The sequence below is a fragment of the Novosphingobium sp. ZN18A2 genome (assembly GCF_036784765.1).
Lineage (GTDB): Bacteria > Pseudomonadota > Alphaproteobacteria > Sphingomonadales > Sphingomonadaceae > Novosphingobium.
Genome location: NZ_CP136651.1, coordinates 1499324 through 1522704 on the forward strand (window position 1 = coordinate 1499324; position 23381 = coordinate 1522704).

Consider the following 23381-nt stretch of genomic DNA (forward strand, 5'->3'; position numbering starts at 1 on the left):
CGTGACCAATCCTGTGCACACGATCTGGAGCATCGGGTATGAGCATTCCAGCCTGCCCCAGGTGATCGGTGCACTGGTCGCGGCCAGGGTTGAAGTGCTGGCGGATGTGCGCGCGCTGCCGCTTTCGCGCAGGCCGGGCTTTTCCAAGACCGCGCTTGCCGCCGCCGCGCGGGACGCGGGGATCGAATATCGGCATTTCAAGCCGCTCGGCACTCCGGCGGACGGGCGCGCGGCCGCGCGTGCCGGGGATCATGCCGCGCTTGAACGCATCTATGCCGGCCAGCTTGAGCTGCCCGAGGCGATCGCGGCGGGCGCGATGCTGGCCGATCTGGCGGCGGAAAAGCGCGTGGCGATGATCTGCGTGGAGCGTGACGCGGCCTGTTGCCATCGCACGCTGCTGCGCAAGGCGATGCTGCCCGATTTCGCGCAAGTGGACCTTGTTCCGCTCGATCCTGTCTAGGTCCCGTCGTCAGCTTAACGCGTCGGCGCGTTCGGGCGCTTCGTGCGCGATCATGCGGCCGAGGAACAGCTTGAACAGTATAAAGGCGATCAGCCCCACCGTGGCACTTGCCACGTGGACCAGCCAGAACTGCGGCGTGGGCATGGTAGAATACCAGCCGCCCACGATGCCGACGACGTAGTTGGCACCGACAAAGGCGAAGTAATAGATACCGATGACGGTCGCGTTGATCGCCTTGGGCGCCAGTTTCGAGAAAAGGGCGAGGCTGACGGGCATCATCGTGCCGAAGCCGATCGAGTTGATCAGGTGGAACATCAGCGGCCAGAACATGCCGACTTTCCCGTTTCCGGCTGTCACAGCACCGATATAAAGGCACAGCCCGCCGCCGATCACGAAGACCGTGCCGATAATCATCTTGGTCAGTTCGTCCGGCTCTGTTCCGGTGCGCTTGCGATAGAACGACCAGAACGCCGCCACTGCAACCAGCATCGTGAACGAACAGGCGGCGTCGATGGTAATCATCCAGCTTGACAGGAAGTGAAAGCCAAACAGCGTGAGCGTGAACTTCTGGTCCGCCCAGACGAGGTAGGCGTTGAAGATTTCCTGATTGGTAAGCAGCGTAACGGCCAGCACGGGAACAAGCGCCAGCAGCGCGATCAGGCGCGGCCAGTCCTCCGCCTTCATCCTGGGGCGCTCGGTCTTGCCCGAACGGTCTGGCCGGTTGTCCGCAGGCAGCCACGGCCCCGCCTTCAGATAGAGCAGCAACCCCGCGACCATCACGATACCTGCGGTGCCGAAGCCATAGTGCCAGCCAACGTCTTGCCCCAGCGTGCCGGAAATCAGCGGGGCGATAATCACCGAAGCGTTGATGAAGATGTAGAAGATCTGGAACGCCATGCCACGCCGGTCGTCCTCCTCGCTGTAAAGCTCGCCCACCTGGCTGGCGATGTTGCCCTTGAACAGCCCCACGCCGACCACCAGCGTGATCAGCGCGAACAGGAATGCGCCTTCAATAGCCATCAGGAAATGGCCCAGCGACATGATAACACCGCCGGCCACCAGCGCCGCCCGCCGGCCCAGCCAGCGATCCGCAATGATCCCGCCAAGGATCGGCGTTACGTAAACCAGCGAGGTATAGGCACCGAAGATCTTGGAAGCGAGCGGCTGCCCGTCCAGCCCATAGAACCCGCGCAGCCAGTTCAGCCCCAGCACGCCGTTCATGTGCTCGGGCAGCAGCAGGTACTTGGTCATGTACAGCACGAGCAGCGTCTGCATCGAGTAGTACGAAAACCGTTCGCAAGCTTCTACGAACGAGAGAAAGCCCAGCCCCTTGGGATGGCCGAAGAAGGCATGATCCGATGCCGCGCGCTCGACAGCCTCTACGGTGACTTCGGGGGTTGCTTCTGCCGTGGTCATTCAGATCCTCTGGTCCGGTTGCGTTTGTAACCGACTAGCGCCTTCAGCCCGAACTGCAACCGAATTGGAAATTCAGCCTTTCAACTGTTCGTCAAGAAAGGTGCTCACATCATCCAGATTCACGTCGCGCGCGACGAAGGTCTGCCCGATTCCGCGCATCAGCAGGAACGGCAGAGTGCCGGCGTCCATCTTCTTGTCATGCAGCATGTGGTCGACCAGCCTGGCGCCGTCGCATTGTAGGTCCAGCGCGCGAAGCGAGGCGGGTAGTCCGCTTGCCGCGACGTGCGCTGCGATGCGTTCCGCGTCCTGTCCGTTCATCAGGCCGCGATGAACGGAATAGCGCGCCGCCAGAACCATCCCCAACGCCACGCCTTCGCCGTGGATCAGCCGGTCCGAAAAGCCCGTTTCGGCCTCCAGCGCGTGCCCGAATGTGTGCCCGAGGTTGAGCAGCGCGCGCCGGCCGGTGGTTTCCTTTTCGTCTTCGGCAACGATCCGCGCCTTGGCCGCAACGCTGGTCGCGATTGCGTATTCGCAGGCGGCGGGGTCGTTGCGCAGCACCTTGCCGCCATTCGCCTCGCACCATTCGAAGAAGGCGGGATCGTCGATCAGGCCATACTTGATGACTTCCGCGTATCCGGCGCGAAGTTCGCGCGGGGGCAGGGTGTCCAGTCCCTCCGGATCGATCAGCACCAGGCTTGGCTGGTGGAATGCGCCGACAAGGTTCTTGCCCGCCGCCGTGTTGATCGCGGTCTTGCCGCCGACGCTGGAATCGACTTGCGCAAGCAGGGTGGTCGGAATCTGGATGAAACGGCATCCGCGTTTCACGATCGACGCGGCAAAGCCTGTAAGGTCGCCTATCACACCGCCGCCTAGCGCGATTATCGCGTCCTTGCGTTCCACTTCCTGCGCCAGAAGCCAGTCGACCAGCTTTTCCAGTTCGCCCCAGCTCTTGCTCGATTCACCCGGCGGCAGGACGTGCCAGCGCGTTTCGATCCCTTCGGCGGCAAACGAGGCTTCCACCTTTTCGCGCCAGCAATCGGCAACGCGTCCGTCCGTTACGATCAGCGCGGCGGGCTTTTGCAGGAACGGGCGACATTGCGCACCAGCCCGGTGCAGCAGGCCGGGTTCTATCCGCACGTCATAGGGCGCGCCGGCGATTTCGACCGGAATTACAGGCATTCGTCTATGGCTTTCAGTATCTTGAGTGCCGTCTGGCTGTGCGGCACGTTGCCGCTGGTTACGTGGACCGGTGCCTGGGAATAGGCCGGCATCCGTTCTTCCCGCAACCGGGTGAGAATCTCGCGCGGGTCGCCCGATTTCAGCAATGGACGGTTGCCTTTGCGCGCCGTCCTTTCCACCAGCGTGTCTATATCGCTGTCGAGCCAGACGGTGATCGCTTCATCGAGGATAAGCTTGCGCGTTTCCGGATCGCAGAACGCCCCGCCGCCGGTTGCGATCACCTTGCGCCCGTTCTCGCCGTTTTCGCCGAGAAGCCGCGCGATCACGCGGCGCTCGCCGTCGCGGAAATAGGCCTCGCCATATTGAGAGAAGATTTCGGGGATCGAAAGCTGGGCAGCCTGTTCGATCTCGTCGTCGGCATCGACGAATGGGATGTGCAGCAGTCCGGCCAGCTTGCGCCCTACCGTGGACTTGCCAACGCCCATCATGCCCACAAGCACGACAGGCCGCGATATGCCGTGCGCTATGCGCGCTACGTCGTGCGGGTTGGGAAGGTGCGTTTCGTGGTCCATTGCGGCGCCGGCTATAGTTGCGCTAGGGCCGAGCGCAAGCGTTGCCGGAATCCGGTTGTCCGACCGGTGGTGTGCGGCGCACCGGCAAGCAGACAGGTTTGCGTGAGTCGAATGAAATGGATTTTGGCGGTCGCCGTCCTGGGTGTCGCAATCGTTCTGGTATTGGCATGGATCGAAGGAGGGCCCAGGCCCGTGCGGGATATTGAGCTTCCGGTTCACCTTCGGGACAACGCGGCGTGAGTGCGCGCCGCCTTTTCGCAGGGCGCCGCTGGGCGTTGCTTGCGGGCGCTGCGATGCTGGCAGGAGTTTCGGGCGCCGTGCTGGCGCAGAACGGGCCGCAATCTCTTCTTCCGCCGGGCTTCGACAAGCCGGTTGAACCGGCGCCCAAGCCCACGCCCCGTCCATCGGCCGCGCCCGCGCCCACGCCTTCCGCAAGCGCATCGCGCCCGGCAGCCGCGGGCACCGCGCCCGCGGCAGGTGCGACCACGGCGGTGCCTGTCGTGCAGCCGGTGCCCGGCGCGCAGGCTGGCGCCGTGGCGGACGGGGTCGAAGACGACAAGCTGCTGGACACCATCGATCCCGACCTGCTTGAGAAGCTCGTCGAGAGCACGCAGCCGAAATACGATATTCCTCCCAGGCAGCAGCGCAGCCTGGCGGTGATCGGGCCGATGGCGCAGTCGGACGGCGGATTTCCGGCGCTTTCGACCTATTACCTGAACGGCGCGTGGGTGAAGACCCTGCTTGAGCGGACCAAGGGCCCGCTGGTTTCGCGCTGGGGCGAAATCCTGCTGCGCCGCGCACTCGTCAGCCGGCTTGCCACGCCGGTTGGAATGAACGGAGCGGACTGGGCAGCGGAACGCGCCCAGCTTTTGTTGCGGCTTGGAGAGGCGGACGCGGCACGCCTGATGGTCGAGCAGGTCGATTCCGGGTCTTATACCCCGGCGCTGGAAGACGCCGCGATGTCCAGCTTCCTAGCCACCGCCGATCCCGTTGGCCTGTGCCCGATCACGGCGCTGACCGCGCGTGACAGGCCCGGCTGGCAATGGGATCTTTCGCGCGATGTATGTTCGGCATTCACCGGCGACGGTCCTCCGGCGATGAGTCGCCTCGACAAGGCGATGCGCGCGGGCAAGAGCGACAAGATCGACATCCTCCTGGCGCAGAAATTCGCCGGCGCGGCTGCCAAGGCGCGTCGCGCGGTGACGATCGAATGGGATGATGTGGACAGCCTCACGCCCTGGCGCTTCGGATATGCCGTCGCAACGGGCGTGGAACCGCCGGCAGACCTGATGGACAAGGCGCCGCCGACCTATCGTTTGTATGCCTCGCTTTCGCCCGTCCTGCCGCTCGATGCGCGCGCCGGTTTTGCCGATCACGCGGCGGGCCGGGGCATTCTTTCCGCATCGGCGATGGTCGATCTTTATTCGCAGATCTATGCAACCGGGCAGAACGACAGCGATCCCGAAAAGCTCGCCGAACAATTGCACACCGCCTATGTCGCGCCCGACGAGAACAAGAGGATGGCGGCGATCCGCGCGATCTGGGGCCGTGGCGGCGATTCGGTAGAGGCCTATTCGCGCCGTGTGCTCACCGCATATGCCGCCGCGCGCATGAAGCCCGACGATGCGCTGGCGGGCGAGGCCGGGGGCCTGATCGGGTCGATGCTGACGGCCGGGCTTGACCGGAACGCCGCGCGCTGGGCGCCCTTTGTTTCGCGGGGCAGCGATGGCTGGGCGATGCTTACGCTCGCATCGCCGGACTTGCGTCAGCCAGTCGGCTCGAACGGGCTCGACGCGTTCCATGACGACGATTCGTCGTCGGGCCGCTTCCGGTCGAAGCTGCTGCTTGCGGGTCTGATGGGGCTGCAACGCGTCGATGGCGGCACGGCGGACGCGTTCGCCAAGCGGCTTGAGGTCAACATGAACCGTGCGACGCGCTGGACGAGGGCGATCGATTCGGCGGCGGCATCGGGCAACCAGACGCTCGTGACCCTGCTTGCGGCTTTCGGGATGCAGGGCAGCGGGTGGGACAAGATGACGCCGGTCTATCTCTACCACATCGTTTCCGCGCTGCACCGTGTCGGCCTGGATGGCGAAGCGCGGATGATCGCTGCAGAGGCGATCGCGCGGACCTGAACCATGAGCGGGCGCGGACGCGACGCGATCGACGCGTTCCTGGCCATGCTGGCGGCGGAACGCGGTGCGGCCGCGAACACGATCGCTGCCTATCGCCGCGACCTGGAAGCGTCGGACGCGGTCACCGGCAACATCGCCGCGGCGACGCGCGAGGACATGGTTCGCCTGGCGCACGAATGGCGTGATCTCGCGCCTTCCAGCCTGGCCCGCAAATCGTCGGCGCTGCGCCAGTTCTTCGGCTTCCTTGTCGATGAAGGATGGCGCGATGACGATCCGTCGCCGGCTCTCCCAAAACCCAAGGCCCGCCGTCCGTTGCCCCGCGTGCTGGATCACGAAGAGGTCGGCCGCCTTTTCGTGGTGGCGGAGGAAGAGGCGGGGGAGGGGCGGCCCGAAGCGGTGCGCATGCTTGCGCTGCTGGAACTGTTATACGGTTCCGGCCTGCGCGCAACCGAGCTGGTTTCGCTTCCCTTGAACGCCGTGCCGCGCGATGCGCCATTCCTGACAATTACGGGCAAAGGCGGGCAGCAGCGCATGGTGCCGGTCAGCCAGCGCGCCCGCGCGGCGCTTTCCGCGTGGCTCAGGGTGCGGCCGCACGGAGGGCGGTTCCTGTTCCCGTCGCGCGACAAGCACTTGGGCCGCGTGCGGCTTTTCCAGATTTTGCGAGGACTTGCGGGCCGCGCCGGGCTGGACCCCGCGAAAGTGAGCCCGCACGTTTTGCGGCACGCCTTCGCCACGCATCTGCTTGAGGGCGGGGCGGACCTGCGCGTGCTCCAGACGCTGCTGGGCCATGCCGATATCGCGACCACGCAGATATACACCCACGTCGATGCAGCGCGCCTTGTCGCGCTCGTCAACCGGCGCCATCCGCTCGCAAACAATTGACCGGACGGCCCGCACTGCTTAGCGCGATTGCATGATTTCCTATCTCGAATTCGAAAAGCCGGTGGCCGCTCTTGAAGCACGCATCTCCGAACTGCGCGAAACCGCGCAAGGCGGAGAGGTCGATATCGCCAGCGAGATCAAGCGGCTCGAAGCGAAATCCGCCGCCTTGCTGAAGAGCACCTATGGCGCGCTGACGCCTTGGCAGAAGACGCAAGTGGCGCGCCATCCGTCGCGTCCGCACTTCTGCGATTACGTGGAACGCATCTTCACCGATTTCATGCCGCTGGGTGGAGACCGCCTGTTCGGGGAAGACCTGGCGATAATCGGCGGATTCGCGAAGCTGGGCGATCGCCGGATCATGCTGATCGGGCATGAGAAGGGCCACGACACGCAAACGCGCCTCAGGCACAATTTCGGCATGGGCAAGCCCGAAGGCTATCGCAAGGCGGTGCGCCTGATGGAACTGGCCAGCCGGTTCGGCCTGCCGGTTGTAACGCTGGTCGACACTTCCGGCGCGTTTCCGGGTGTCGAGGCAGAGGAGCGCGGCCAGGCGGAGGCGATTGCCCGCTCTACCGAAGCGTGTCTTTCACTCGGCGTGCCGATGGTGGCGACCATCGTGGGCGAAGGCGGTTCGGGTGGCGCGGTTGCGCTGGCCAGCGCCGAGCGCGTGCTGATGCTGGAACACGCGGTCTATTCGGTGATCTCGCCCGAAGGCTGTGCATCCATCCTGTGGCGCACGTCGGAAAAGGCGCCCGAAGCGGCCGAAGCGATGAAGGTGACGGCGCAGGATCTGCTGGGCCTGGGCGTGATTGACCGCATCGTTCCGGAACCCGTCGGCGGCGCGCATCGCGATCCGGCGGCAATGGCCCAATCGCTGGGCAAGGCAATCGGTGAAGAGATAGATTCGCTGGCGGGCAAGAGGCCCGACGAATTGCGAGACCTGCGGGCCAAGCGGTTCCTCAAGATCGGCGCCTGATAGGGGGGCTCAGTGTAAGTTTGCCCGACGCACGGGCACGCATTCGCGCGGGGGATCGGAAGCAGGCGGACGCCAAAATGAAAGGGGCCGGGAAGCGTTGCGCTTCCCGGCCCCCGTCAAACAAGGCTTGCGCTATTAGAGCGTGCCGTTGTTCGCGTTGTCCATCTTGCCCGAAACGGTCTGGAAGGTGTTCTTCACCGAGTTGCCGAGCGAACCCATCGCGACGGTCGCGGCAACGGCGATCAGGGCGGCGATCAGGCCGTATTCGATCGCGGTGGCGCCTTCATTGTCCTTAAGCAGGTCACGGAAAAACTTCATGGTCGGTCTCCTGTAAGCGTCTTCAAGTCCCTACCCGCGGATCGAACAAATCTTTCAGCGGATACGCCAACTATTAGAAGGGGAGAGTTTAATAACCCGTAAAAGCCCCAACTATTTTGCGTTGGCGATTGCCGTCGTGGTGGAATTGTCGATGTAGGTGTACATGTTGAACAGAGAGTTCCCGAAGGAGTTCAACCCGAACACCATCGTCAGTGAAATCAGAGCGACCAGCAGGGCATATTCGATAGCCGTGGCCCCCGAATCGTCTTGCAGGATTGCCTTGATGATTCCCATTTTCACCAACCTTCTCCATTGCGGCAGGTTCAGCGTATGCACACTCGTCCCTAAGAAAAGGTTGAGGGGAGCCGCGTAATTGCAAATAAATCCGACACCGATGCTGGTGGTTGCTGCCGCATTGATAGATCCGAAAGGACGTGTGCTGGTGCAGCGGCGCAAACGCTCTTCGGAACATGGCGGTCTTTGGGAGTTTCCGGGCGGCAAGGTTGAACCGGGCGAAACGCTGCCCGGCGCCCTGGTGCGGGAGCTTGCGGAAGAACTGGGCATCGCGATCGAGCCTGCCGACCTTGCCGCGCTGACCTTTTCCACCCGCCTGCGCGAAGACGGGCGCGAACTGGCGCTGATGCTCTATTCGTGCCGCCGTTGGGAGGGCGTGCCCACCGCGCTGGATGCCGAAGCCGTGGCATGGCACGCGCCCGCCGGGCTGGGCGCGCTCGATATGCCGCCGCTCGACATCGAATTGGCTCGGAATGCAATTCCTTTGCTGATGTGACTTGCCAAGCGCGAATCTGGCCCCTATGTGCGCACCTCCAACGCGCCCGTAGCTCAGCTGGATAGAGCATCAGACTACGAATCTGAGGGTCGGACGTTCGAATCGTTCCGGGCGCGCCATTCACCAAAAAAGGGCTCTCCTTCCGGAGAGCCCTTTTTTGTTCGGGCGGAGCGTCGCGCCTTTTGTCGCGCACAGTATCGTACTGACCCTAAGCGGGCACAGGCTCTCCGATCGCAAACCCGCGATAGCCGTCGGCGGCCACTTCGCTGCAATAGTCCCGATAGGGACCAACACCGCCGACATAGGGCATGAACACGCGCCGCCCGTCGCGCGCGGTGGTGTGATACCAGGTGCCCGCAGCCTTCGGGAAAAGCGTAGTGTGGGCAACTTCGTCCACATGGTCCACCCAATGCGCTTCGGCTTCGGGAGTCGCGGCGATTCGCGTCTGCCCGTGCGCGCGCAGCGATTCGATGCAATCGCCGATCCAGTCCACGTGCTGCTCTATGGACAGGATCACATTGCTGAGCACCGACGGACTGCCCGGCCCGGTGATCGTGAACAGGTTGGGGAAGCCCGCCATCATCAGGCCCAGATAGGCGCGCGGACCATCGGCCCATTCCTCCTTCAGCGACCTGCCGTCTTCTCCCCTTATGTCGATTGCGGTCAGCGCCCCGGTCATCGCGTCATATCCGGTTGCGAGCACCAGCACGTCGAGTTCGAAGCGACGCCCGTCGGCAAGGACAACAGCCTTGCCCTCGACCCGTTCGATCGGCGCGTCGCGCACGTCCACCAGTGTCACGTTGCCGCGATTCATCGTGTCGAAATAACCGATTTCGGAACAGAGCCGCCGCGCCCCGATGGGATAGCCCGTTGGCGTAAGCAGTCGTGCTTTTTCCGGATCGCTGACAATGCTTGCGATCTTGCCGCGTGCGAATTCGGCGGCCTTGTCGTTCGCCTCCTCGTTCGCCAGCAGGTCGCCATAGGCCTGTAGCAAGCCGGTGGTGCCGGCGTTCCAGCAGCGTTCGAACTGTGCGGCACGTTCGGCCTCGCTGGCGTCGAGCGCCGAATCGGGATTGGCTTCCGGCAGCTCGAAGAAGCCGAGGAACGATGCGCGCGCCTTGTCTCGCAGCGCGTCGTACCCGGCCTGGGTCGCGGCGATCTCCGCATCGGCAAGCGGGCGGTTGTTTGCCGGTACGAAAAAGCTGGGCGTTCGCTGGAAGACCACCAGTTCATCCGCCTCGGCGGCGATGGTGGAGATCACCTGGATGCCGGACGAGCCGGTGCCGACCACGCCCACGCGCTTGCCCGTGAAATCCACGCCGCCTTGCGGCCAGTCGCCGGTGTGGTGGATTTCCCCGCTGAAGCCCTCGATCCCCGGCCAGTCGGGCAGGCGCGGCTTTGACAGGCATCCCGTCGCCATTACCACCCACCGGGCGGTGAGCGATTCGCCGTTATCGGTAGTGACAGTCCACGTGTCGCTTGCCTCGTCCCACCGCGCAGAGGTTACGCGCGTGGAGAGCCTGATGCCGTCGCGCAGGCCGAAGCGATCGGCAACGTGTTCCATGTAGGCCAGGATTTCCGGCTGTGCGGCATAGCGTTCCGTCCAGCGCCAGTCGGACTGGAGTTCACGGTCGAAGGAATAGCAGTATTCCATGCTGGGAATGTCGCAGCGCGCGCCGGGATAGCGGTTCCAGAACCACGTTCCGCCAATGCCGTCACCCGCTTCGATGACCATCGCGTCAAAACCCTGCCGGCGCAGCTTGTGAAGCATGTACAGGCCCGCGAAGCCCGCGCCGACAATTATGACGTCGCGCCCGATCGCCTTGTCCGTCATGGCATCATCCTTCCATCGCCTTGCGCATGAAGGCGCCCGCGCCGTCGATTGCATCGCGTCCGTCGGAAAGGAGGAAGGCGAAGACGTGCCAGACGTGGATCATCTTCGGCCAGACCTCGAGCGTGACGCGCGTACCCGCGGCGCCAGCTGCCCGGGCGACGCGGATCGCGTCGTCGTAAAGAATCTCGGCAGACCCGACCTGGATCAGCAGCGGCGGAAGGCCGGAAAGGTCCGCATGGATGGGCGAGGCGACCGGGTTCCTTGTGTCCGCGCCCGCATAGTGGCCCGCGCAGGTGTGCAGGGCCGTTTCGGTCAGCGACGGGTCTTCTTCCGCCTTGCTTTTCATGCTGGCGCCTTCGCCTGCCAGGTCTGCCCAGGGGGAAATCAGGAAAGCGGCTGCGGGAAGGGGAACGCCGGCATCGCGCAACGCGACCAGTGTCGCAAGTGTCAGCCCGCCGCCCGCCGAATCCCCGGCAATCACGATCTTCGACGGATCGACGCCGCTTGCCACCAGCGCCTTGTAGGCCGCAACGGCATCGTCGACGGCGGCGGGCATCGGGTTTTCCGGCGCCAGCCGGTAATCGATCGCGTGTGCCACCACACCCGCCGCGCGGCCCAGCCTCGCGGCGAGCCCGCGATAGCCGTGCGCATTGCCGACCACATAGCCGCCGCCATGAAGATAGAGCACGGCGCCCGAATCGCGCATTCCCGGTCCCGTGACCTTCAGGTCCGGTATGCCGCCCAGATCGCCCTTGCTGAAAGTGAAGCTGTCTTCGACCGGGATGGCTTCGACCAGCGCATCGAATCCGGCCCGAGCCTCTGCAGGCGGTGCGCCAAGGTCCAGATCGCCTTCGCGCATCTGGGCAACCAGAATGCCGATTTCCTCGTCTCGCGTCATGTTCCTCTCCTTTTGCATTTGCCAGTAAATCCAGCCGACGATAAATTCAGCCGACGATCTTCCCGCCGTCGACCACCACCTGGCTTCCGTTCATGTAGCTTGCCTCGTCCGATGCGAGGAAGGCGACCGCCTTGCCCACTTCTTCGGGGCTGCCCAGCCTTCCGGCAGGGACCGCTTCGGCCAGCGCTTCCTGCGTCCCGCCCAGCCGTGTGGCTATATCGCTGAGCATCCGGCTGTCGATGAAGCCGGGATGGACCGAATTTACCCGAACCCCGGCGGGCGCGCCTTCCAGCGCCGCTACGCGGGTCAACCCCAGCACCGCGTGTTTCGACGCGATATAGCCGGCCATCGAGTGCGCCCCGATCAGGCCGGCGATGGACGATGTGTTGACGATCGCCCCGCCGCCTTGCGCAACCATCACCGGCATCACGTTTTGCAGACCCAGGAACACGCCCACCACGTTCACGTCCATGACCTTGCGGAACGCATCGGCGGGATAGCTTTCGATCGGTGCCTGCGGCCCTTCGATCCCGGCGTTGTTGAAGAACACGTCGATCCGGCCGGTTACGGCCTTTGCCGCTTCAACATAGGCGGCGACGTCCGCGTCCTTGGTTACGTCGGCGGAAAGGTAGGTCGCGGCCTCGGCAGAGGGAAGGGCGGCGCGGGTATCGCTCCAGTCTGCATCGGGATGGTCGACCAGCACGAGAGTAGCGCCGCGTTCCGCGAAAATTCGCGCCGTTGCGCGGCCTATCATTCCCGCCGCGCCGGTGATGAGTGCGGTCTTGCCGTCGAACGGGCGATCAAGTGCTGCCATATCGGATCAATCCTCTCGTTTGTTATTGTCGGCTGCAGGATGCGTCAGACGCGCGACCTTGGGAAGATGCTGCGTGCCAGCCTGTTGCACGGTGGGAAACATCGCGGCAGATCGCGCGTTATCGGTAGCGTGAATAGCTATCCGCGTGCGAAGCCGTAGCGTCCGGCGTTGCACGTCCGCACACCTTGGTCTTATAGGGCGGTGGTCCGGAACCTTCCTCCCCAGACCGGACCGCCAGAAAGGAAATCGCACCCTTGGCAAAACCCGCCACACCCCGAGCCGCGAAGGGCAAGGCCGCCGAAGGCAAGTCTGCCCCGGCCAAAGCCCCTGCGCGCCGCCGCACCGCCGCGCCGAAGAAGCAAGTCGTTGACGTTGAAGAGGCTGGATTTGACGGCCCCGACGATCCGAACTTTGCGTTGCACAGCCTTCAACAGGCCCACGCCAACAACAAGCGATACGACGCCAGTGACGAGGAACTGCTCCACTACTATGAGCAGATGACGCTGATCCGCCGCTTCGAGGAAAAGGCCGGCCAGCTTTACGGGCTGGGCCTGATCGGCGGGTTCTGCCACCTCTACATCGGACAGGAAGCCGTTGCCGTCGGTCTTCAGTCGGCGCTGGACAATGACAAGGACAGCGTGATCACCGGCTATCGCGACCACGGCCACATGCTGGCCTATGGCATCGATCCCAAGCTCATCATGGCCGAACTGACCGGGCGCGCGGCCGGTATTTCCAAGGGCAAGGGCGGGTCGATGCACATGTTCTCGACCGAACATCGCTTTTACGGCGGCCACGGCATTGTGGGCGCGCAGGTGCCGCTGGGGGCCGGGCTGGCCTTCGCGCACAAGTATCGCGACGATGGCGGCGTCAGCATGATCTATTTCGGCGACGGCGCGGCCAACCAGGGCCAGGTCTACGAGACGTTCAACATGGCCTCGCTGTGGAAGCTGCCGATCGTCTTCGTGATCGAGAACAACGGTTATGCGATGGGCACTGCGGTCAAGCGCGGCTCGGCCGAAACGCATTTCTACCGCCGCGGCACGGCGTTCCGCATTCCCGGCATTGGCGTGAACGGCATGGACGTGCTGGAGGTGCGCCAGGCGGCCAATGTCGCGCTCGACTATGTGCGTGCGGGCAACGGCCCGGTTCTGCTGGAACTGCATACCTATCGCTATCGCGGGCACTCTATGTCCGACCCTGCCAAGTATCGCAGTCGCGAGGAAGTGCAGGAAATGCGCGAGAAGCACGATCCGATCGAAGCCGCGAAGGCCGAACTTCTGACGCGCGGCGTTGCGGAAGACACGGTCAAGGCGATCGACAAGGCGATCCGCGCCAGGGTGGCCGAAGCGGCCGACTTTGCGGAAAGCTCACCAGAACCGGACATGTCCGAACTCTATACAGACGTCCTGGTGGAGAATTATTGAGATGGGAATCGAACTGAAGATGCCCGCGCTCTCCCCCACGATGGAAGAGGGCACGCTGGCAAAATGGCTCGTCAAGGAAGGCGACGAGGTTAAGTCTGGCGATATCCTGGCCGAAATCGAAACCGACAAGGCGACGATGGAGTTCGAGGCGGTCGATGAAGGCACGATCGGCAAGATCGTGGTTCCCGAAGGTACGGAGAACGTGAAGGTCGGCACCGTGATCGCGGTGATCGGCGAAGACGATGGCACCGCTTCCGCTCCGCCGCCGCCTGCCGCCGCTGGAGAGCCAGCTCCGGCGCCCGCCGCCGCAACGGAACCGCCTGCGCGGCCCGTTCCCGCGGAAAGTGCAAAGCCCGTCGCCCGTGATCCCGAAGTGCCCGAAGGCACCGCGATGACGTCCGTCACCGTGCGCGAGGCCTTGCGTGACGCGATGGCCGAGGAAATGCGCGCGGACGACCGCGTTTTCGTGATGGGCGAGGAAGTGGCCGAGTACCAGGGCGCCTACAAGGTTACGCAGGGCCTGCTGGAAGAGTTCGGCCCGCGCCGCGTGATCGATACGCCCATCACCGAATACGGGTTTGCCGGCATCGGCACCGGCGCGGCGATGGGCGGACTGAAGCCCATCGTCGAGTTCATGACGTTCAACTTCGCGATGCAGGCGATCGACCACATCATCAACTCGGCTGCCAAGACCAACTATATGTCGGGTGGCCAGATGCGCTGTCCGGTGGTGTTCCGCGGACCCAACGCTGCGGCCAGCCGCGTGGGGGCGCAGCACAGCCAGAACTATGGTCCCTGGTATGCCAGCGTTCCCGGCCTGGTCGTAATCGCGCCTTATGACAGCGCGGATGCCAAGGGCCTGCTGAAAGCGGCGATCCGCACCGATGACCCGGTCGTGTTTCTTGAAAACGAGCTGGTTTATGGCCGCAGTTTCGACGTGCCCGAAGTGGACGACTGGGTGCTGCCGATCGGCAAGGCGCGGGTGATGCGCGAAGGATCGGACGTGACCATCGTTTCCTATTCCATCGGCGTGGGCTTTGCGTTGGAAGCGGCAGAGGCTCTCGCGGGTGAGGGTATCGATGCCGAAGTGATCGATCTTCGCACTTTGCGCCCGCTCGACAAGGAAACGGTGCTTGCCAGCCTCGCCAAGACCAATCGCATGGTCGTGGCGGAAGAAGGGTGGCCGCATTGCTCGATTTCCAGTGAGATCGTTGCGATCTGCATGGAGGAGGGTTTCGACCTCCTCGATGCGCCGGTCCTGCGTGTGAACGACGAGGACGTGCCGCTGCCCTATGCCGCGAACCTTGAAAAGGCGGCGCTGATCGATGCGTCACGCATTGTCGAGGCCGCGAAGAAGGTCTGCTACAAGGCTTGACGCTTCAACCGGGCGCGGCGGCCACACGCAGGCGCCGCGCCCGGATCACGTTTTGGGGTAACCTTCGAATACATCGCACGAGGCGACCCGGTCCGGATTGTTCGGATCGCGCTGGTATATCTGCGTAAGGTCGCGGCTGTCGCGCACGTTGAAGGCGGCCGTCGTCGAAATCGTCTTGGCCGCAGTGAAAAGCTTCGAGACGATCGGCTGGTAATCGTAGGTCACTTCCACGAACATCACCGCGTCGCCCTTGCTGGCGGTGATCTCGTCTCCCGCAGGGCCCATTCCCGATAATCCGCCGCCAAGGCCGGTCCCTTCGCCGCCATAGGCCGACGTCACGTCCTTTGCGCCCATGCAGCGTTGCCAGTGGATATATTGCTGGTCCGCTTCTCCGGGCACGACCTCCAGGCTGGAGATGATCACCCGCCCGTGATCGAACAGCCCGATGTTGCCCGACTGGATGTTCGCTCCGGCCAGGATATCGTCGATATCGCTTTCATAGATCTTCCGGTTTGACAGTTGCGATGTGTCTCCGATGCGCGAAGCGTTGTCGGCAATCTGCGTGGCGAGCTGGTTGATGCGCATGTGCACCATCGCGACGTTCGCGGTTTCCACGCCCCACAGGCCCACGCTCAGCAGCAGCGGAACCGAAAGCGCGAACTCGATCGTCGCAACGCCGGAGCGTGCGCGCAGCAAGTCGTGGAAAGCAGTAAGGGCGCGGCAACGGGTCATGGGCAATTCCTGATCTTTCCGTGTACCGCCTGGGCCTGGTACGGCTGGTTGCGCAGCACGGTGGTTGCCTTCATCGTCACGGTTTCGGGCAGGCCGATAAGCCCTGCCATCGGGAACAGGCGGGGATAGGTGGCGGTGACGGTATAGAGCACGGCATCGCGCGCACCGCCCAACCCGGCCGAACCGCGATCGGCGTCCCAGCTGCCGTTGTCGTTCGCGTCTTCGTATGGCTCACCGTTGTCGCAGGCGCCGTCGCCGTCGGTATCGGTGTAATCCTCGGGCAGGCCCACGTCGGTGAAGTTCGCATAGGACTGGCGCGCAAAGCTCATCGTGGCATCGGGAATCACGTCTTTCACCGCGTCGGTCACCAGCGTGTCGATGTCGGTAAGGTTTCCTGCCGCGGATTTTACAGTGGACGAGCGCGCCGCTTCCTGCACCGCGCCTTGCAGCATTGTTTGCGCATAGACGTTGAAGCCCATGTCGAACAGGCCCAGCACCGTCACCAGCAGGAACGGCGCCAGCAACGCGAACTCCACCGCGGTCACCCCGTCGCGGGCATGGCGCAAACGGCGGATCATTTGGAAAGCCTCAGGTCGCCGATGGACCTGGCGATGGCCGCGAAGGCATCGTTCAGGTCAGCGGAGTTCGCGGCATAGAAATAATGACCCGCCCCCGCACAGTTCTTCATCATCGGGTTGAGGTTGGTGCCGAAGGCGATGAATCACACGGTGATGTTGTGGTTCTTCACTTCGTTGCAGACGAAGCTGAAACGCTTTTCGACCGTCTGGTTCAGCGTAAGCGAGTCCGACGGATTCCAGCGCCTGTGGCTGAGCGGTTCGACCCCGTAAGCACCATAGCTGAGGTCCAGTGTCGCCGTCTGGCCGTCGGTCAGGAAGATCAGGTGGCGGTTTACGTCCTTGCCGTCGACGGTGTTCTCGTTCGCGAAAAGGCCCTTTGGAGAGATCAGCCGCGCGGCCCAGAGCAGGCCGATGTCGTGATACGTGCTGCCGCCGGCAGACAGCGAATCGACATAGCTGTCGAGGTTTGACTTCGACCATTCCTGCAGCTTCTTTGCCGGGGCGGGGCAGGCGGCAAGGCCGATCAAACCGGGCGCCACGTACTCTGCGTTCGTTGTGGATTCCGCCGCGTCCATTGTGCCCCGGCCGTTCCACTGCAGCGCGCGGTCATAGATGATGTCGGGGTATTCGGGCTTCCACTGGGTATCGGTGTCGCCTGCATCCGGAACGCCATCGATATCGAGATCCAGCGCCTGCGACAGGTCCACGTTGTCGTAATCGTCGATGTCGTAGGTCGCGCGCTCTTCCATGCAGCCGTTGCTGCCGGTGCGCCAGTCGCTGACATCCTTGGACAGCGACTTGTAATCCCACTTGCTGGAATGCTCCATCGTGGGGATCGTGATGTAGGGGATGGTATCGATATAGTTGTCATACGTCGTCCTGGTCACGACGCAGGTCTTGTCCTTCAGCGCAACCGAATAGAAGCTGCCGTCGCGCGTGCGGTTCCAGACGTCCGTCGTCTTCGTGCCGGATGGCGGGCCGGCATAGTCTTCCGAGGAGGTCGATATCTTTTTGGTCGTGTTGGTGCCCGTGCCGGTGGGCAGCGAGTGAAGGCACCGGTAGGTGTTCGACCTTGAATCGAACGAGGCCGTATAGGTCTGGTCGACGTTCGAACTGGATGAGCCCGATACCGGCGACCAGGCCCCCCAGAAGCTGGTCGTGCCGAATGCATCGCCGCTGCCGTTCAGTACGCGGGTGTCATAGTTCCATTCGGGCGCGACCCAGTCGTCCTTCAATATCGCGCCCACATTGACGTTGGTCGAATAGGGCACGAACCCCATGCGGATGGTCGACCCGGCCACCTTGTTGGCCATGATAGAGGTGTAAAACCCCTTCACCGTGCTTTTCAGCGTGGCCAGTTTCGACTGGCTGTCACCGGCCAGTGTCTGGTTCATCGATCCGGTGACGTCCAGCGCCATCATGATGTCGGTGTTGGCGTTATCCAGCTGCGCGGTGCAATCCACCGAAACGGGGATCTGGCTGAAGTTGAAAATCTTCATGATCGTTGTCGGCACGATGGCAGAGGCCGTGCCCCGCACCGCGTAATCGCTTCCGATCTCAAGTTTGAACGCACGCTGCCTGGTGCCATAGATTCCGGTTGGGAAATTGGCGTTGAAGAAGCGGTCGCCCTGGTCTTCGACCTTCATCGTATCGGCGCCGGAATCGAAGTTGGCGAATGTCGCCAGTTCCTTGCGTCCGCTCAACACCCCGGCATCGCAGGCGCGCTGCAAGCGCGACTGGACAAGGTAGGACCGGCCCATGTCCACACCGCTGCCGACAAGCGCCAGCAGCGGGAGGATTGCCGCCGCAACAAGGACGATGGTGTTGCCGGCGCGGTCTTGCAGCAGGCTTTTCGCAAGCCGTTTCAGGCGCTGGCATCTTGGTTTGAGTGCGATCCCGTTCATGTAACCTGGCTAACGCGCAGGCGTACAATTATCGCAAATAAACGTGGTTATCCAAGCTCTTACGATCGATCCGAATCGTACATTTCCGCGGGCTTCACGCCGAAGGAACGTAAAGATCCTTGTGGAAGCTGAGCGTGATGCCGTTAACGTCGAAGAACTGCAGGAAGTCGGCGGACTTGTATTCCAGGTCCAGCGTCACCTTGTCCGCGCCCGTGATGGCTGATGTGCCCGTCGTCGAATTGACGCTGAGGAACGCGGTGTCGAGATAATAGGGCTTGCTGGCTGCAATCGACACCGCGGTATCCTGAATGTCCGATTGGCTTACCGGCGCGCCCTTTTGATGCTGGACCACCACATAGCGCGAAAGGTCGTCCCCTACCGAACGCAGCGCGTTGTAGTTCTGGATCAGCACGGCAACCTGGAACACGCCGAACAGCATGGCCAGGAAGGCGGGGCCGATCAGCGCGAATTCCACCAGCGTCGAACCGCTCTGATTGCGGGCGAGCCGCTTCAGGAAGGGGATTGTCCGGGTCATGCTACCTGCGATGTCCTTGTAACGTCATAGGTAATGTCGTGACCGACGCCGAATTCAGTCCACATCGGTTTGTACGTGTCAGTGATGGTCACCTGGAGGTAGGTCGAAACCTCCTCGCCCGTGGTGCAGGTGGACGAACTGTCAAGCAGCGTGGGATCGTCGCCGCAGCGGTATTTCTTCAATACCGTGATCTGGTCGGCTGGCAGCTTGCTGGATTGCACCAGCACGTCCTTGATCTGGTTGACGTCGGTCGTCGCGCCCGAACCTGCCGCAAGCGCGATGGCCGTCGCTTCGCCGATGGCGCTTTGCAGAAAGGTCTGCCGTGCAAACATGCGCCCGGTGTCGAAGACGCCCAGCGAAATCACCACCAGAACGGGCATGACGATCGCGGTTTCGATCACCATCGTACCGGCGATGCTGCTCCGCAGGCGCGCGGACAGCGATTTGAGGGTCTGTTTCATGGTCATGCCACCAACTTCACTTCGCCGGGTGCGTAGCCAACGCCGTCGGTCTGGTCTGCGGTGCACAGCGTCTGCAACCAGGCGCCGCCCTGAACGGTAATCGTCTTGGCGGTGATCTGCAGGCACTGGCTGCTGACATAGGAATTGCCGCTGACCGTAACGTCGCCGGACGGCAGGTAGATGTTGCCTTCGATCATCGACGTCGCGTTGCCATTGATGACGTGGCCGGGCGATCCGGGATTGTTGTTGCGGTCCTCGTAAACGAGAATCCCGGAATAATCCTTTGAATAGCTGCTTGGATATGCCGGGGTCATCGCTTCGAAGTCGCCCGCCTGGATCGGTGAGAGGCTGATCGTGTTGGAGGTGGTGCCCTGGCCGCCCAGCTTTATCGTGGCGCCGTTCTTCAGAACGAACATCACGCCCTTTCCGGTAACATCATAATTCGCGCTCATGTCGAGCACGCCGCCGTCGATCACGTAGATTCCAGCGGCCAGACTGGTCGTGCATTTGACGACCAGTGACGAATAGGTGCCCTGCACCAGATTCGCCTGCTGCGTCTTCCTGCCGCCTTTGTTGACGTTGTTGCAGGAATAGTTCTGCGTGGGACCGTTGGTTTCCGGCGTGGAGAGATCTCCGAACGGATCTGTCAGACCCTGAACGTGTTCGCTGACCACGCTCTGCAACTCCGAGGGCACATCCGCGGTGCCGCATGTGGCAATCGAATCCGTTTCGACCGTTGCGCTGTCGGCAATCTGCACGGCTCCGTCCGAACAGGACAGCGCAGCCAGGCCGCATTGTGCCTTCACCGTCGCATTGCCGCCGATCGAAAGCGTGGTGCCGCCCTGCTTGATCGTGCGGATGCAGGCGTTGTAGGCCTTGCCCGGCGTAAACGCCGCCTGTGCCGCGGCCCTGAGAAGAAGCGGCTGGTTGGTCAACATGCCGCTGAACGGCAACATCTTCGAGATCGAGGCGCTGACGATGACGGAGTTGTTGGTGTCACCGGCATAGTCGGCCAACGCAATCGTGGGGGCAGAGGCCATGTTCTGCGTGATTTGCAGGTTGGCGTCGTATTCCTGAAGTGCGCGCTGCGTATATGTGGTGCTGGCCTTGTCTTTCGACAGGCTATAGGCACCGGCCAGCGCGGCCTGGTCAACCGCGTGCTGCAGTTCCTGCTTCCACATGTAATATTGCGCGGTATCCACCGCAAATCCGGCACCGCCGATCAGCGCGGGCATACCCATCGCTATGATAAGGGTGGCATTGCCGCTGGTATTCGCGGCAAGGTTTCGTGCCAGCTTTCCAAGCTTTATCAACATTGAGAAAGTGTCCCGTTACAGCATGCACCTCGTCGATCGTCGGAGGGTTTACGGGGGGTGTGGTAACGGGAATCTGTAAGTTTACGGTTAATGAATTGGTCAGCGCTTAAAAAGCTCGCAAGACGATGGATGAACAGCTGAAATCCCTGCAAAACGCGGTTCCGCTGGACCCGCTGCAACGCTTCGCGCTTGCCTATTGCCCCGCGCGTGCGCGGGATCACTGGCGCGGGCTGTTCGCGTTGGAAACGCGCCTTGCCGATGCGGCGCGCGCGGGACGCGAACCGATCGCCGTGCAGATGCGCCTCGCTTGGTGGCGCGACCGTTTCGCCTCCCCGGCGAGGACGTGGCCAGCCGGCGAGCCGCTGCTTGCCCTGCTTGAGGCGTGGGAGCGTGAGCGCGCCGCGCTCGGCTTGCTGGTTGACGGCTGGGAGGCGGCCAGCGTGGGTGAAGACGGCGGCGCGGAATTGCGCGCGGCACGTGTCGAGGCGATGGTCGCGCTGGCACGCCTGCTGGATTGCGAGGACGAGGATGCGGTGCGCGCAGCGGCAAAAGGCTGGACAGAGCCGGGCAGGGGGGAAGCGTTGCCGGTCCTGCCGCGCGTCATGCGTCCGCTTGCGGTGCTGCGCGGCCTTGCCGTGAGAGAGGCGCGCGCGGGCAAGCGGCGGCCGTTCGGCGATCTGTTTGCCGGTATGCGCATCGGGCTGACCGGGCGCTGATCGCTCCATCACGGAGGCGGTTGCCGTTCCGGTGGCTGCACGGGTCCGGTATGTTCCCGGCAAGGTAACCAGGGGATGCCGTTTGTGAATCGCAGCCTGCTCGGCGCGCTTGTTGCCCTGCTGATGGTGGCGGCAGGAACGTTCTGGTGGCAGGGGCGTGCTGCCGTCGAAACCGGTGCCCCGCCGCCCGATCTTTCGTCGGCTGCCGCGCTGAACGGGCAAGCGACCGATCCCGGCGCGCTGCCGAAAGCGGACGTTTCGGGGATGGAAGGGCCGGAACCGCCGGTGGCGCGTAAGGCGACGCGGGAAGAGCGACGCTTCAACCGTTATGACCGAGATGCCGACGGGCGCATCACCCGCAACGAGATGTTGGCCACCCGCACCGCTGCGTTCCGCAAACTCGATGTCGACGGCAACAACCTGCTGACGTTCGAGGAATGGGCGGCCTCCACCTCGGACCGCTTCAAAAAGGCCGACGCAAATGGCGACAACTGGTTGAGCCGCAAGGAGTTTGCCACCACGCGGCCGAAGCGCAAGCCGAAGCCCCGATGCAAGTGCTAGGACCGGTGCAAGTGCCAGGCGGCGTGTCGCCTTATGCGGAAACCTCTGCCAGCCAAGGCGCGATGTCCGCCTTGGCGCGCGCAGTGTAGGCTTCCTTGCGCTGCTTTTTCTTCACGCTTTCGTCAACCGGCGGGAACAGACCGAAATTGACGTTCATCGGCTGATAGCTCTCCGCTTCCGCATCGCCGGTGATGTGGGCCAGCAGCGCGCCCAGCGCGGAGGTGCGCGGCGGCGGCGTCCATTGTCGGCCCGAAAGCTCGGCTGCGGACATAAGCCCGGTCATCAATCCCACGGCGGCGCTCTCGACATAGCCTTCGCAGCCGGTGATTTGCCCGGCAAAGCGGATGTGCGGCGCGCCTTTCAGACGTAGCTGGCGGTCAAGCAGCATGGGCGAATTGAGGAACGTGTTGCGATGCAGCCCGCCCAGCCGTGCGAACTCTGCGTTCTGCAAGCCCGGAATGGTGCGGAACAGCCGCACCTGTTCGGCGTGCTTCAGCTTGGTCTGGAAGCCCACCATGTTCCAAAGCGTGCCCAGCTTGTTGTCCTGCCGCAGTTGCACCACGGCATAGGGCCATCGCCCGTTCGGATGTTCGGGCGTCGCCCAGTGCGGGTTGTCCAGCCCCACGGGCTTCATCGGGCCAAAGCGCAGCGTATCCTCGCCCCGCGCGGCCATAACCTCGATCGGCATGCACCCTTCGAAATAGGGCGTGTCGGCTTCCCACTCGCGAAACTCGGTCTTCTCGCCGTCAAGCAGCCCCTGACGGAAGGCGAGATAGTCGTCCTTCGTCATCGGGCAATTGATGTAATCCTTCCCGTCACCGCCCGCGGGGCCAATCTTGTCCCAGCGGCTGGCCATCCAGCACACGTCCATGTCTATGCTTTCGCGATAGACGATGGGCGCGATGGCGTCGAAGAAGGCCAGGCTTGCCGCGCCGGTTGCCGCGCCGATACTGGCGGCAAGCGATTGCGCGGTAAGCGGCCCTGTGGCGACGATGGTCAGCCCCGCCTGCGGCAGCGCGTCCACCCGTTCCCGCACGATATCGAGGTTGGGAAGGGTGGACAGGGCCTTTTCGACCGCGCCCGAAAACACGTCTCGGTCCACCGCCAGCGCCGATCCCGCCGGAACGCGCGCCGCATTCGCCGCTTCCATGACCAACGATCCGCAACCGCGCATTTCGTGATGCAGCAGGCCGACGGCGTTCTTTTCGTCGTCGTCCGAACGGAACGAGTTGGAGCAGACGAGTTCGGCCAGCCCCGCGCCCTGGTGCGCGGGCGTGGTATCGCCGCCGCCGCGCATTTCGGACAGCTTTACGCGGAAGCCGCGCCGGGCGAGTTGCCACGCCGCTTCACTTCCCGCCAGGCCGCCGCCGATGATGTGGATATCGTGGGTCATTCGCGGCCCTCTAACCATTGCCTTGGCATACGGACAACCCCATTGGTTCAACTTGGCCCATTGGTTCAACTTTGCCCAATAGTCGGGCTGGATGAAGGAGAGACCGCGC

24 protein-coding genes and 1 tRNA gene are annotated in these 23381 nt (G+C 63.3%); 10 read left to right on the forward strand and 15 right to left on the reverse strand.

Annotated elements, in window-relative coordinates:
- The first annotated feature begins 1 nt into the window (after position 1).
- Positions 2-460, forward strand: a complete 459-nt coding sequence (locus RXV95_RS07410; protein ID WP_338468367.1) for a DUF488 domain-containing protein — start codon at positions 2-4, stop codon at positions 458-460.
- A gap of 9 nt (positions 461-469) precedes the next feature.
- Here RXV95_RS07410 and RXV95_RS07415 read toward each other — a convergent pair whose 3' ends face one another.
- From RXV95_RS07415 to RXV95_RS07425, 3 genes are all read right to left on the reverse strand, one after another.
- Entirely contained in the window at positions 470-1876 is a 1407-nt protein-coding gene (locus RXV95_RS07415; protein ID WP_338468368.1) for a peptide MFS transporter, read from the reverse strand.
- Between the two features lie 72 nt (positions 1877-1948).
- Positions 1949-3055, reverse strand: coding sequence for a 3-dehydroquinate synthase (gene aroB, locus RXV95_RS07420; protein ID WP_338468369.1), 1107 nt, complete (start codon positions 3053-3055; stop codon positions 1949-1951).
- Positions 3046-3627, reverse strand: coding sequence for a shikimate kinase (locus RXV95_RS07425; protein ID WP_338468370.1), 582 nt, complete (start codon positions 3625-3627; stop codon positions 3046-3048). The genes aroB and RXV95_RS07425 overlap by 10 nt, the downstream gene beginning before the upstream one ends.
- A 236-nt stretch (positions 3628-3863) precedes the next feature.
- Here RXV95_RS07425 and RXV95_RS07430 point away from each other — a divergent pair, with 236 nt between their 5' ends.
- The 3 genes from RXV95_RS07430 to RXV95_RS07440 are packed head-to-tail and all read left to right on the forward strand — an operon-like array spanning position 3864 to position 7620.
- On the forward strand, positions 3864-5762 hold the full coding sequence (locus RXV95_RS07430) for a hypothetical protein (RefSeq protein ID WP_338468371.1): 1899 nt from the start codon (positions 3864-3866) through the stop codon (positions 5760-5762).
- Positions 5763-5765: 3 nt separating this feature from the next.
- Positions 5766-6644 (forward strand): tyrosine recombinase, encoded by an 879-nt coding sequence (locus RXV95_RS07435; RefSeq protein ID WP_338468372.1) that lies wholly within the window; start codon positions 5766-5768, stop codon positions 6642-6644.
- Positions 6645-6675: 31 nt separating this feature from the next.
- Complete coding sequence (locus RXV95_RS07440; protein ID WP_338468373.1) at positions 6676-7620, forward strand: acetyl-CoA carboxylase carboxyltransferase subunit alpha; 945 nt, start codon at positions 6676-6678, stop codon at positions 7618-7620.
- A 135-nt stretch (positions 7621-7755) separates the two neighbouring features.
- On the opposite strand, the gene RXV95_RS07445 is transcribed toward RXV95_RS07440, so the two are convergent.
- Together RXV95_RS07445 and RXV95_RS07450 are read right to left on the reverse strand one after the other, a co-directional pair.
- A complete protein-coding gene (locus tag RXV95_RS07445; protein ID WP_338468374.1) occupies positions 7756-7938 on the reverse strand; it encodes a Flp family type IVb pilin in 183 nt (60 codons plus the stop codon).
- A gap of 111 nt (positions 7939-8049) precedes the next feature.
- Positions 8050-8232, reverse strand: coding sequence for a Flp family type IVb pilin (locus tag RXV95_RS07450; RefSeq protein ID WP_338468526.1), 183 nt, complete (start codon positions 8230-8232; stop codon positions 8050-8052).
- 100 nt (positions 8233-8332) lie between these two features.
- On the opposite strand from RXV95_RS07450, the gene RXV95_RS07455 reads away from it, so the two are divergent.
- Both RXV95_RS07455 and RXV95_RS07460 read left to right on the forward strand, forming a co-directional pair.
- Entirely contained in the window at positions 8333-8728 is a 396-nt protein-coding gene (locus tag RXV95_RS07455; RefSeq protein WP_338468375.1) for a (deoxy)nucleoside triphosphate pyrophosphohydrolase, read from the forward strand.
- 42 nt (positions 8729-8770) lie between these two features.
- Positions 8771-8847, forward strand: a tRNA-Arg gene (locus RXV95_RS07460).
- Positions 8848-8936: 89 nt separating this feature from the next.
- Here the strand turns inward: RXV95_RS07460 and RXV95_RS07465 are convergent.
- The 3 genes from RXV95_RS07465 to RXV95_RS07475 are packed head-to-tail and all read right to left on the reverse strand — an operon-like array spanning position 8937 to position 12274.
- Positions 8937-10562, reverse strand: a complete 1626-nt coding sequence (locus RXV95_RS07465; protein ID WP_338468376.1) for an NAD(P)/FAD-dependent oxidoreductase — start codon at positions 10560-10562, stop codon at positions 8937-8939.
- A 4-nt stretch (positions 10563-10566) separates the two neighbouring features.
- Positions 10567-11460 (reverse strand): alpha/beta hydrolase, encoded by an 894-nt coding sequence (locus tag RXV95_RS07470; protein WP_338468377.1) that lies wholly within the window; start codon positions 11458-11460, stop codon positions 10567-10569.
- A 46-nt stretch (positions 11461-11506) separates the two neighbouring features.
- Positions 11507-12274 (reverse strand): SDR family oxidoreductase, encoded by a 768-nt coding sequence (locus RXV95_RS07475; RefSeq protein WP_338468378.1) that lies wholly within the window; start codon positions 12272-12274, stop codon positions 11507-11509.
- 416 nt (positions 12275-12690) lie between these two features.
- On the opposite strand from RXV95_RS07475, the gene pdhA reads away from it, so the two are divergent.
- Both pdhA and RXV95_RS07485 read left to right on the forward strand, forming a co-directional pair.
- Entirely contained in the window at positions 12691-13701 is a 1011-nt protein-coding gene (gene pdhA, locus RXV95_RS07480; RefSeq protein WP_338468527.1) for a pyruvate dehydrogenase (acetyl-transferring) E1 component subunit alpha, read from the forward strand.
- Position 13702: 1 nt separating this feature from the next.
- A complete protein-coding gene (locus RXV95_RS07485) occupies positions 13703-15076 on the forward strand; it encodes a pyruvate dehydrogenase complex E1 component subunit beta (protein ID WP_338468379.1) in 1374 nt (457 codons plus the stop codon).
- A 45-nt stretch (positions 15077-15121) separates the two neighbouring features.
- Here RXV95_RS07485 and RXV95_RS07490 read toward each other — a convergent pair whose 3' ends face one another.
- The 6 genes from RXV95_RS07490 to RXV95_RS07515 form a co-directional block, all read right to left on the reverse strand.
- Positions 15122-15808 (reverse strand): TadE/TadG family type IV pilus assembly protein, encoded by a 687-nt coding sequence (locus RXV95_RS07490; protein WP_338468380.1) that lies wholly within the window; start codon positions 15806-15808, stop codon positions 15122-15124.
- Positions 15805-16386 carry a TadE/TadG family type IV pilus assembly protein gene (locus RXV95_RS07495; RefSeq protein WP_338468381.1) on the reverse strand — a complete coding sequence of 194 codons (582 nt, stop codon included), beginning with the start codon at positions 16384-16386 and terminating at the stop codon, positions 15805-15807. The genes RXV95_RS07490 and RXV95_RS07495 overlap by 4 nt, the downstream gene beginning before the upstream one ends.
- 143 nt (positions 16387-16529) lie before the next feature.
- On the reverse strand, positions 16530-18290 hold the full coding sequence (locus tag RXV95_RS07500) for a Tad domain-containing protein (RefSeq protein ID WP_338468382.1): 1761 nt from the start codon (positions 18288-18290) through the stop codon (positions 16530-16532).
- A 94-nt stretch (positions 18291-18384) separates the two neighbouring features.
- Entirely contained in the window at positions 18385-18825 is a 441-nt protein-coding gene (locus RXV95_RS07505) for a TadE/TadG family type IV pilus assembly protein (RefSeq protein ID WP_338468383.1), read from the reverse strand.
- Complete coding sequence (locus RXV95_RS07510; RefSeq protein ID WP_338468384.1) at positions 18822-19286, reverse strand: TadE family protein; 465 nt, start codon at positions 19284-19286, stop codon at positions 18822-18824. Before RXV95_RS07510 ends, RXV95_RS07505 begins: the two co-directional genes overlap by 4 nt.
- A 2-nt stretch (positions 19287-19288) precedes the next feature.
- Complete coding sequence (locus tag RXV95_RS07515) at positions 19289-20602, reverse strand: TadE/TadG family type IV pilus assembly protein (protein ID WP_338468385.1); 1314 nt, start codon at positions 20600-20602, stop codon at positions 19289-19291.
- A 125-nt stretch (positions 20603-20727) separates the two neighbouring features.
- On the opposite strand from RXV95_RS07515, the gene RXV95_RS07520 reads away from it, so the two are divergent.
- Complete coding sequence (locus RXV95_RS07520; RefSeq protein ID WP_338468386.1) at positions 20728-21318, forward strand: hypothetical protein; 591 nt, start codon at positions 20728-20730, stop codon at positions 21316-21318.
- Positions 21319-21393: 75 nt separating this feature from the next.
- Positions 21394-21879, forward strand: a complete 486-nt coding sequence (locus tag RXV95_RS07525; RefSeq protein ID WP_338468387.1) for a hypothetical protein — start codon at positions 21394-21396, stop codon at positions 21877-21879.
- A gap of 31 nt (positions 21880-21910) precedes the next feature.
- On the opposite strand, the gene trmFO is transcribed toward RXV95_RS07525, so the two are convergent.
- A complete protein-coding gene (gene trmFO, locus RXV95_RS07530) occupies positions 21911-23272 on the reverse strand; it encodes a methylenetetrahydrofolate--tRNA-(uracil(54)-C(5))-methyltransferase (FADH(2)-oxidizing) TrmFO (protein WP_338468388.1) in 1362 nt (453 codons plus the stop codon).
- Between the last annotated feature and the right edge of the window lie 109 nt (positions 23273-23381).

What these genes read in the sequence shown, in the direction of transcription:
- RXV95_RS07415 (WP_338468368.1), bottom strand. Translation starts at nt 1,876, where the DNA reads ATGACCACGGCAGAAGCAACCCCCGAAGTCACCGTAGAGGCTGTCGAG.
- RXV95_RS07505 (WP_338468383.1), bottom strand. Translation starts at nt 18,825, where the DNA reads ATGACCCGGACAATCCCCTTCCTGAAGCGGCTCGCCCGCAATCAGAGC.
- trmFO (WP_338468388.1), bottom strand. Translation starts at nt 23,272, where the DNA reads ATGACCCACGATATCCACATCATCGGCGGCGGCCTGGCGGGAAGTGAA.
- RXV95_RS07440 (WP_338468373.1), top strand. Translation starts at nt 6,676, where the DNA reads ATGATTTCCTATCTCGAATTCGAAAAGCCGGTGGCCGCTCTTGAAGCA.
- RXV95_RS07510 (WP_338468384.1), bottom strand. Translation starts at nt 19,286, where the DNA reads ATGAAACAGACCCTCAAATCGCTGTCCGCGCGCCTGCGGAGCAGCATC.
- RXV95_RS07425 (WP_338468370.1), bottom strand. Translation starts at nt 3,627, where the DNA reads ATGGACCACGAAACGCACCTTCCCAACCCGCACGACGTAGCGCGCATA.
- RXV95_RS07475 (WP_338468378.1), bottom strand. Translation starts at nt 12,274, where the DNA reads ATGGCAGCACTTGATCGCCCGTTCGACGGCAAGACCGCACTCATCACC.
- RXV95_RS07490 (WP_338468380.1), bottom strand. Translation starts at nt 15,808, where the DNA reads ATGACCCGTTGCCGCGCCCTTACTGCTTTCCACGACTTGCTGCGCGCA.
- RXV95_RS07520 (WP_338468386.1), top strand. Translation starts at nt 20,728, where the DNA reads ATGGATGAACAGCTGAAATCCCTGCAAAACGCGGTTCCGCTGGACCCG.
- RXV95_RS07470 (WP_338468377.1), bottom strand. Translation starts at nt 11,460, where the DNA reads ATGACGCGAGACGAGGAAATCGGCATTCTGGTTGCCCAGATGCGCGAA.
- aroB (WP_338468369.1), bottom strand. Translation starts at nt 3,055, where the DNA reads ATGCCTGTAATTCCGGTCGAAATCGCCGGCGCGCCCTATGACGTGCGG.
- RXV95_RS07455 (WP_338468375.1), top strand. Translation starts at nt 8,333, where the DNA reads ATGCTGGTGGTTGCTGCCGCATTGATAGATCCGAAAGGACGTGTGCTG.
- RXV95_RS07435 (WP_338468372.1), top strand. Translation starts at nt 5,766, where the DNA reads ATGAGCGGGCGCGGACGCGACGCGATCGACGCGTTCCTGGCCATGCTG.
- RXV95_RS07500 (WP_338468382.1), bottom strand. Translation starts at nt 18,290, where the DNA reads ATGAACGGGATCGCACTCAAACCAAGATGCCAGCGCCTGAAACGGCTT.
- RXV95_RS07485 (WP_338468379.1), top strand. Translation starts at nt 13,703, where the DNA reads ATGGGAATCGAACTGAAGATGCCCGCGCTCTCCCCCACGATGGAAGAG.
- RXV95_RS07495 (WP_338468381.1), bottom strand. Translation starts at nt 16,386, where the DNA reads ATGATCCGCCGTTTGCGCCATGCCCGCGACGGGGTGACCGCGGTGGAG.
- RXV95_RS07445 (WP_338468374.1), bottom strand. Translation starts at nt 7,938, where the DNA reads ATGAAGTTTTTCCGTGACCTGCTTAAGGACAATGAAGGCGCCACCGCG.
- RXV95_RS07515 (WP_338468385.1), bottom strand. Translation starts at nt 20,602, where the DNA reads ATGTTGATAAAGCTTGGAAAGCTGGCACGAAACCTTGCCGCGAATACC.
- RXV95_RS07525 (WP_338468387.1), top strand. Translation starts at nt 21,394, where the DNA reads ATGCCGTTTGTGAATCGCAGCCTGCTCGGCGCGCTTGTTGCCCTGCTG.
- RXV95_RS07450 (WP_338468526.1), bottom strand. Translation starts at nt 8,232, where the DNA reads ATGGGAATCATCAAGGCAATCCTGCAAGACGATTCGGGGGCCACGGCT.
- RXV95_RS07465 (WP_338468376.1), bottom strand. Translation starts at nt 10,562, where the DNA reads ATGACGGACAAGGCGATCGGGCGCGACGTCATAATTGTCGGCGCGGGC.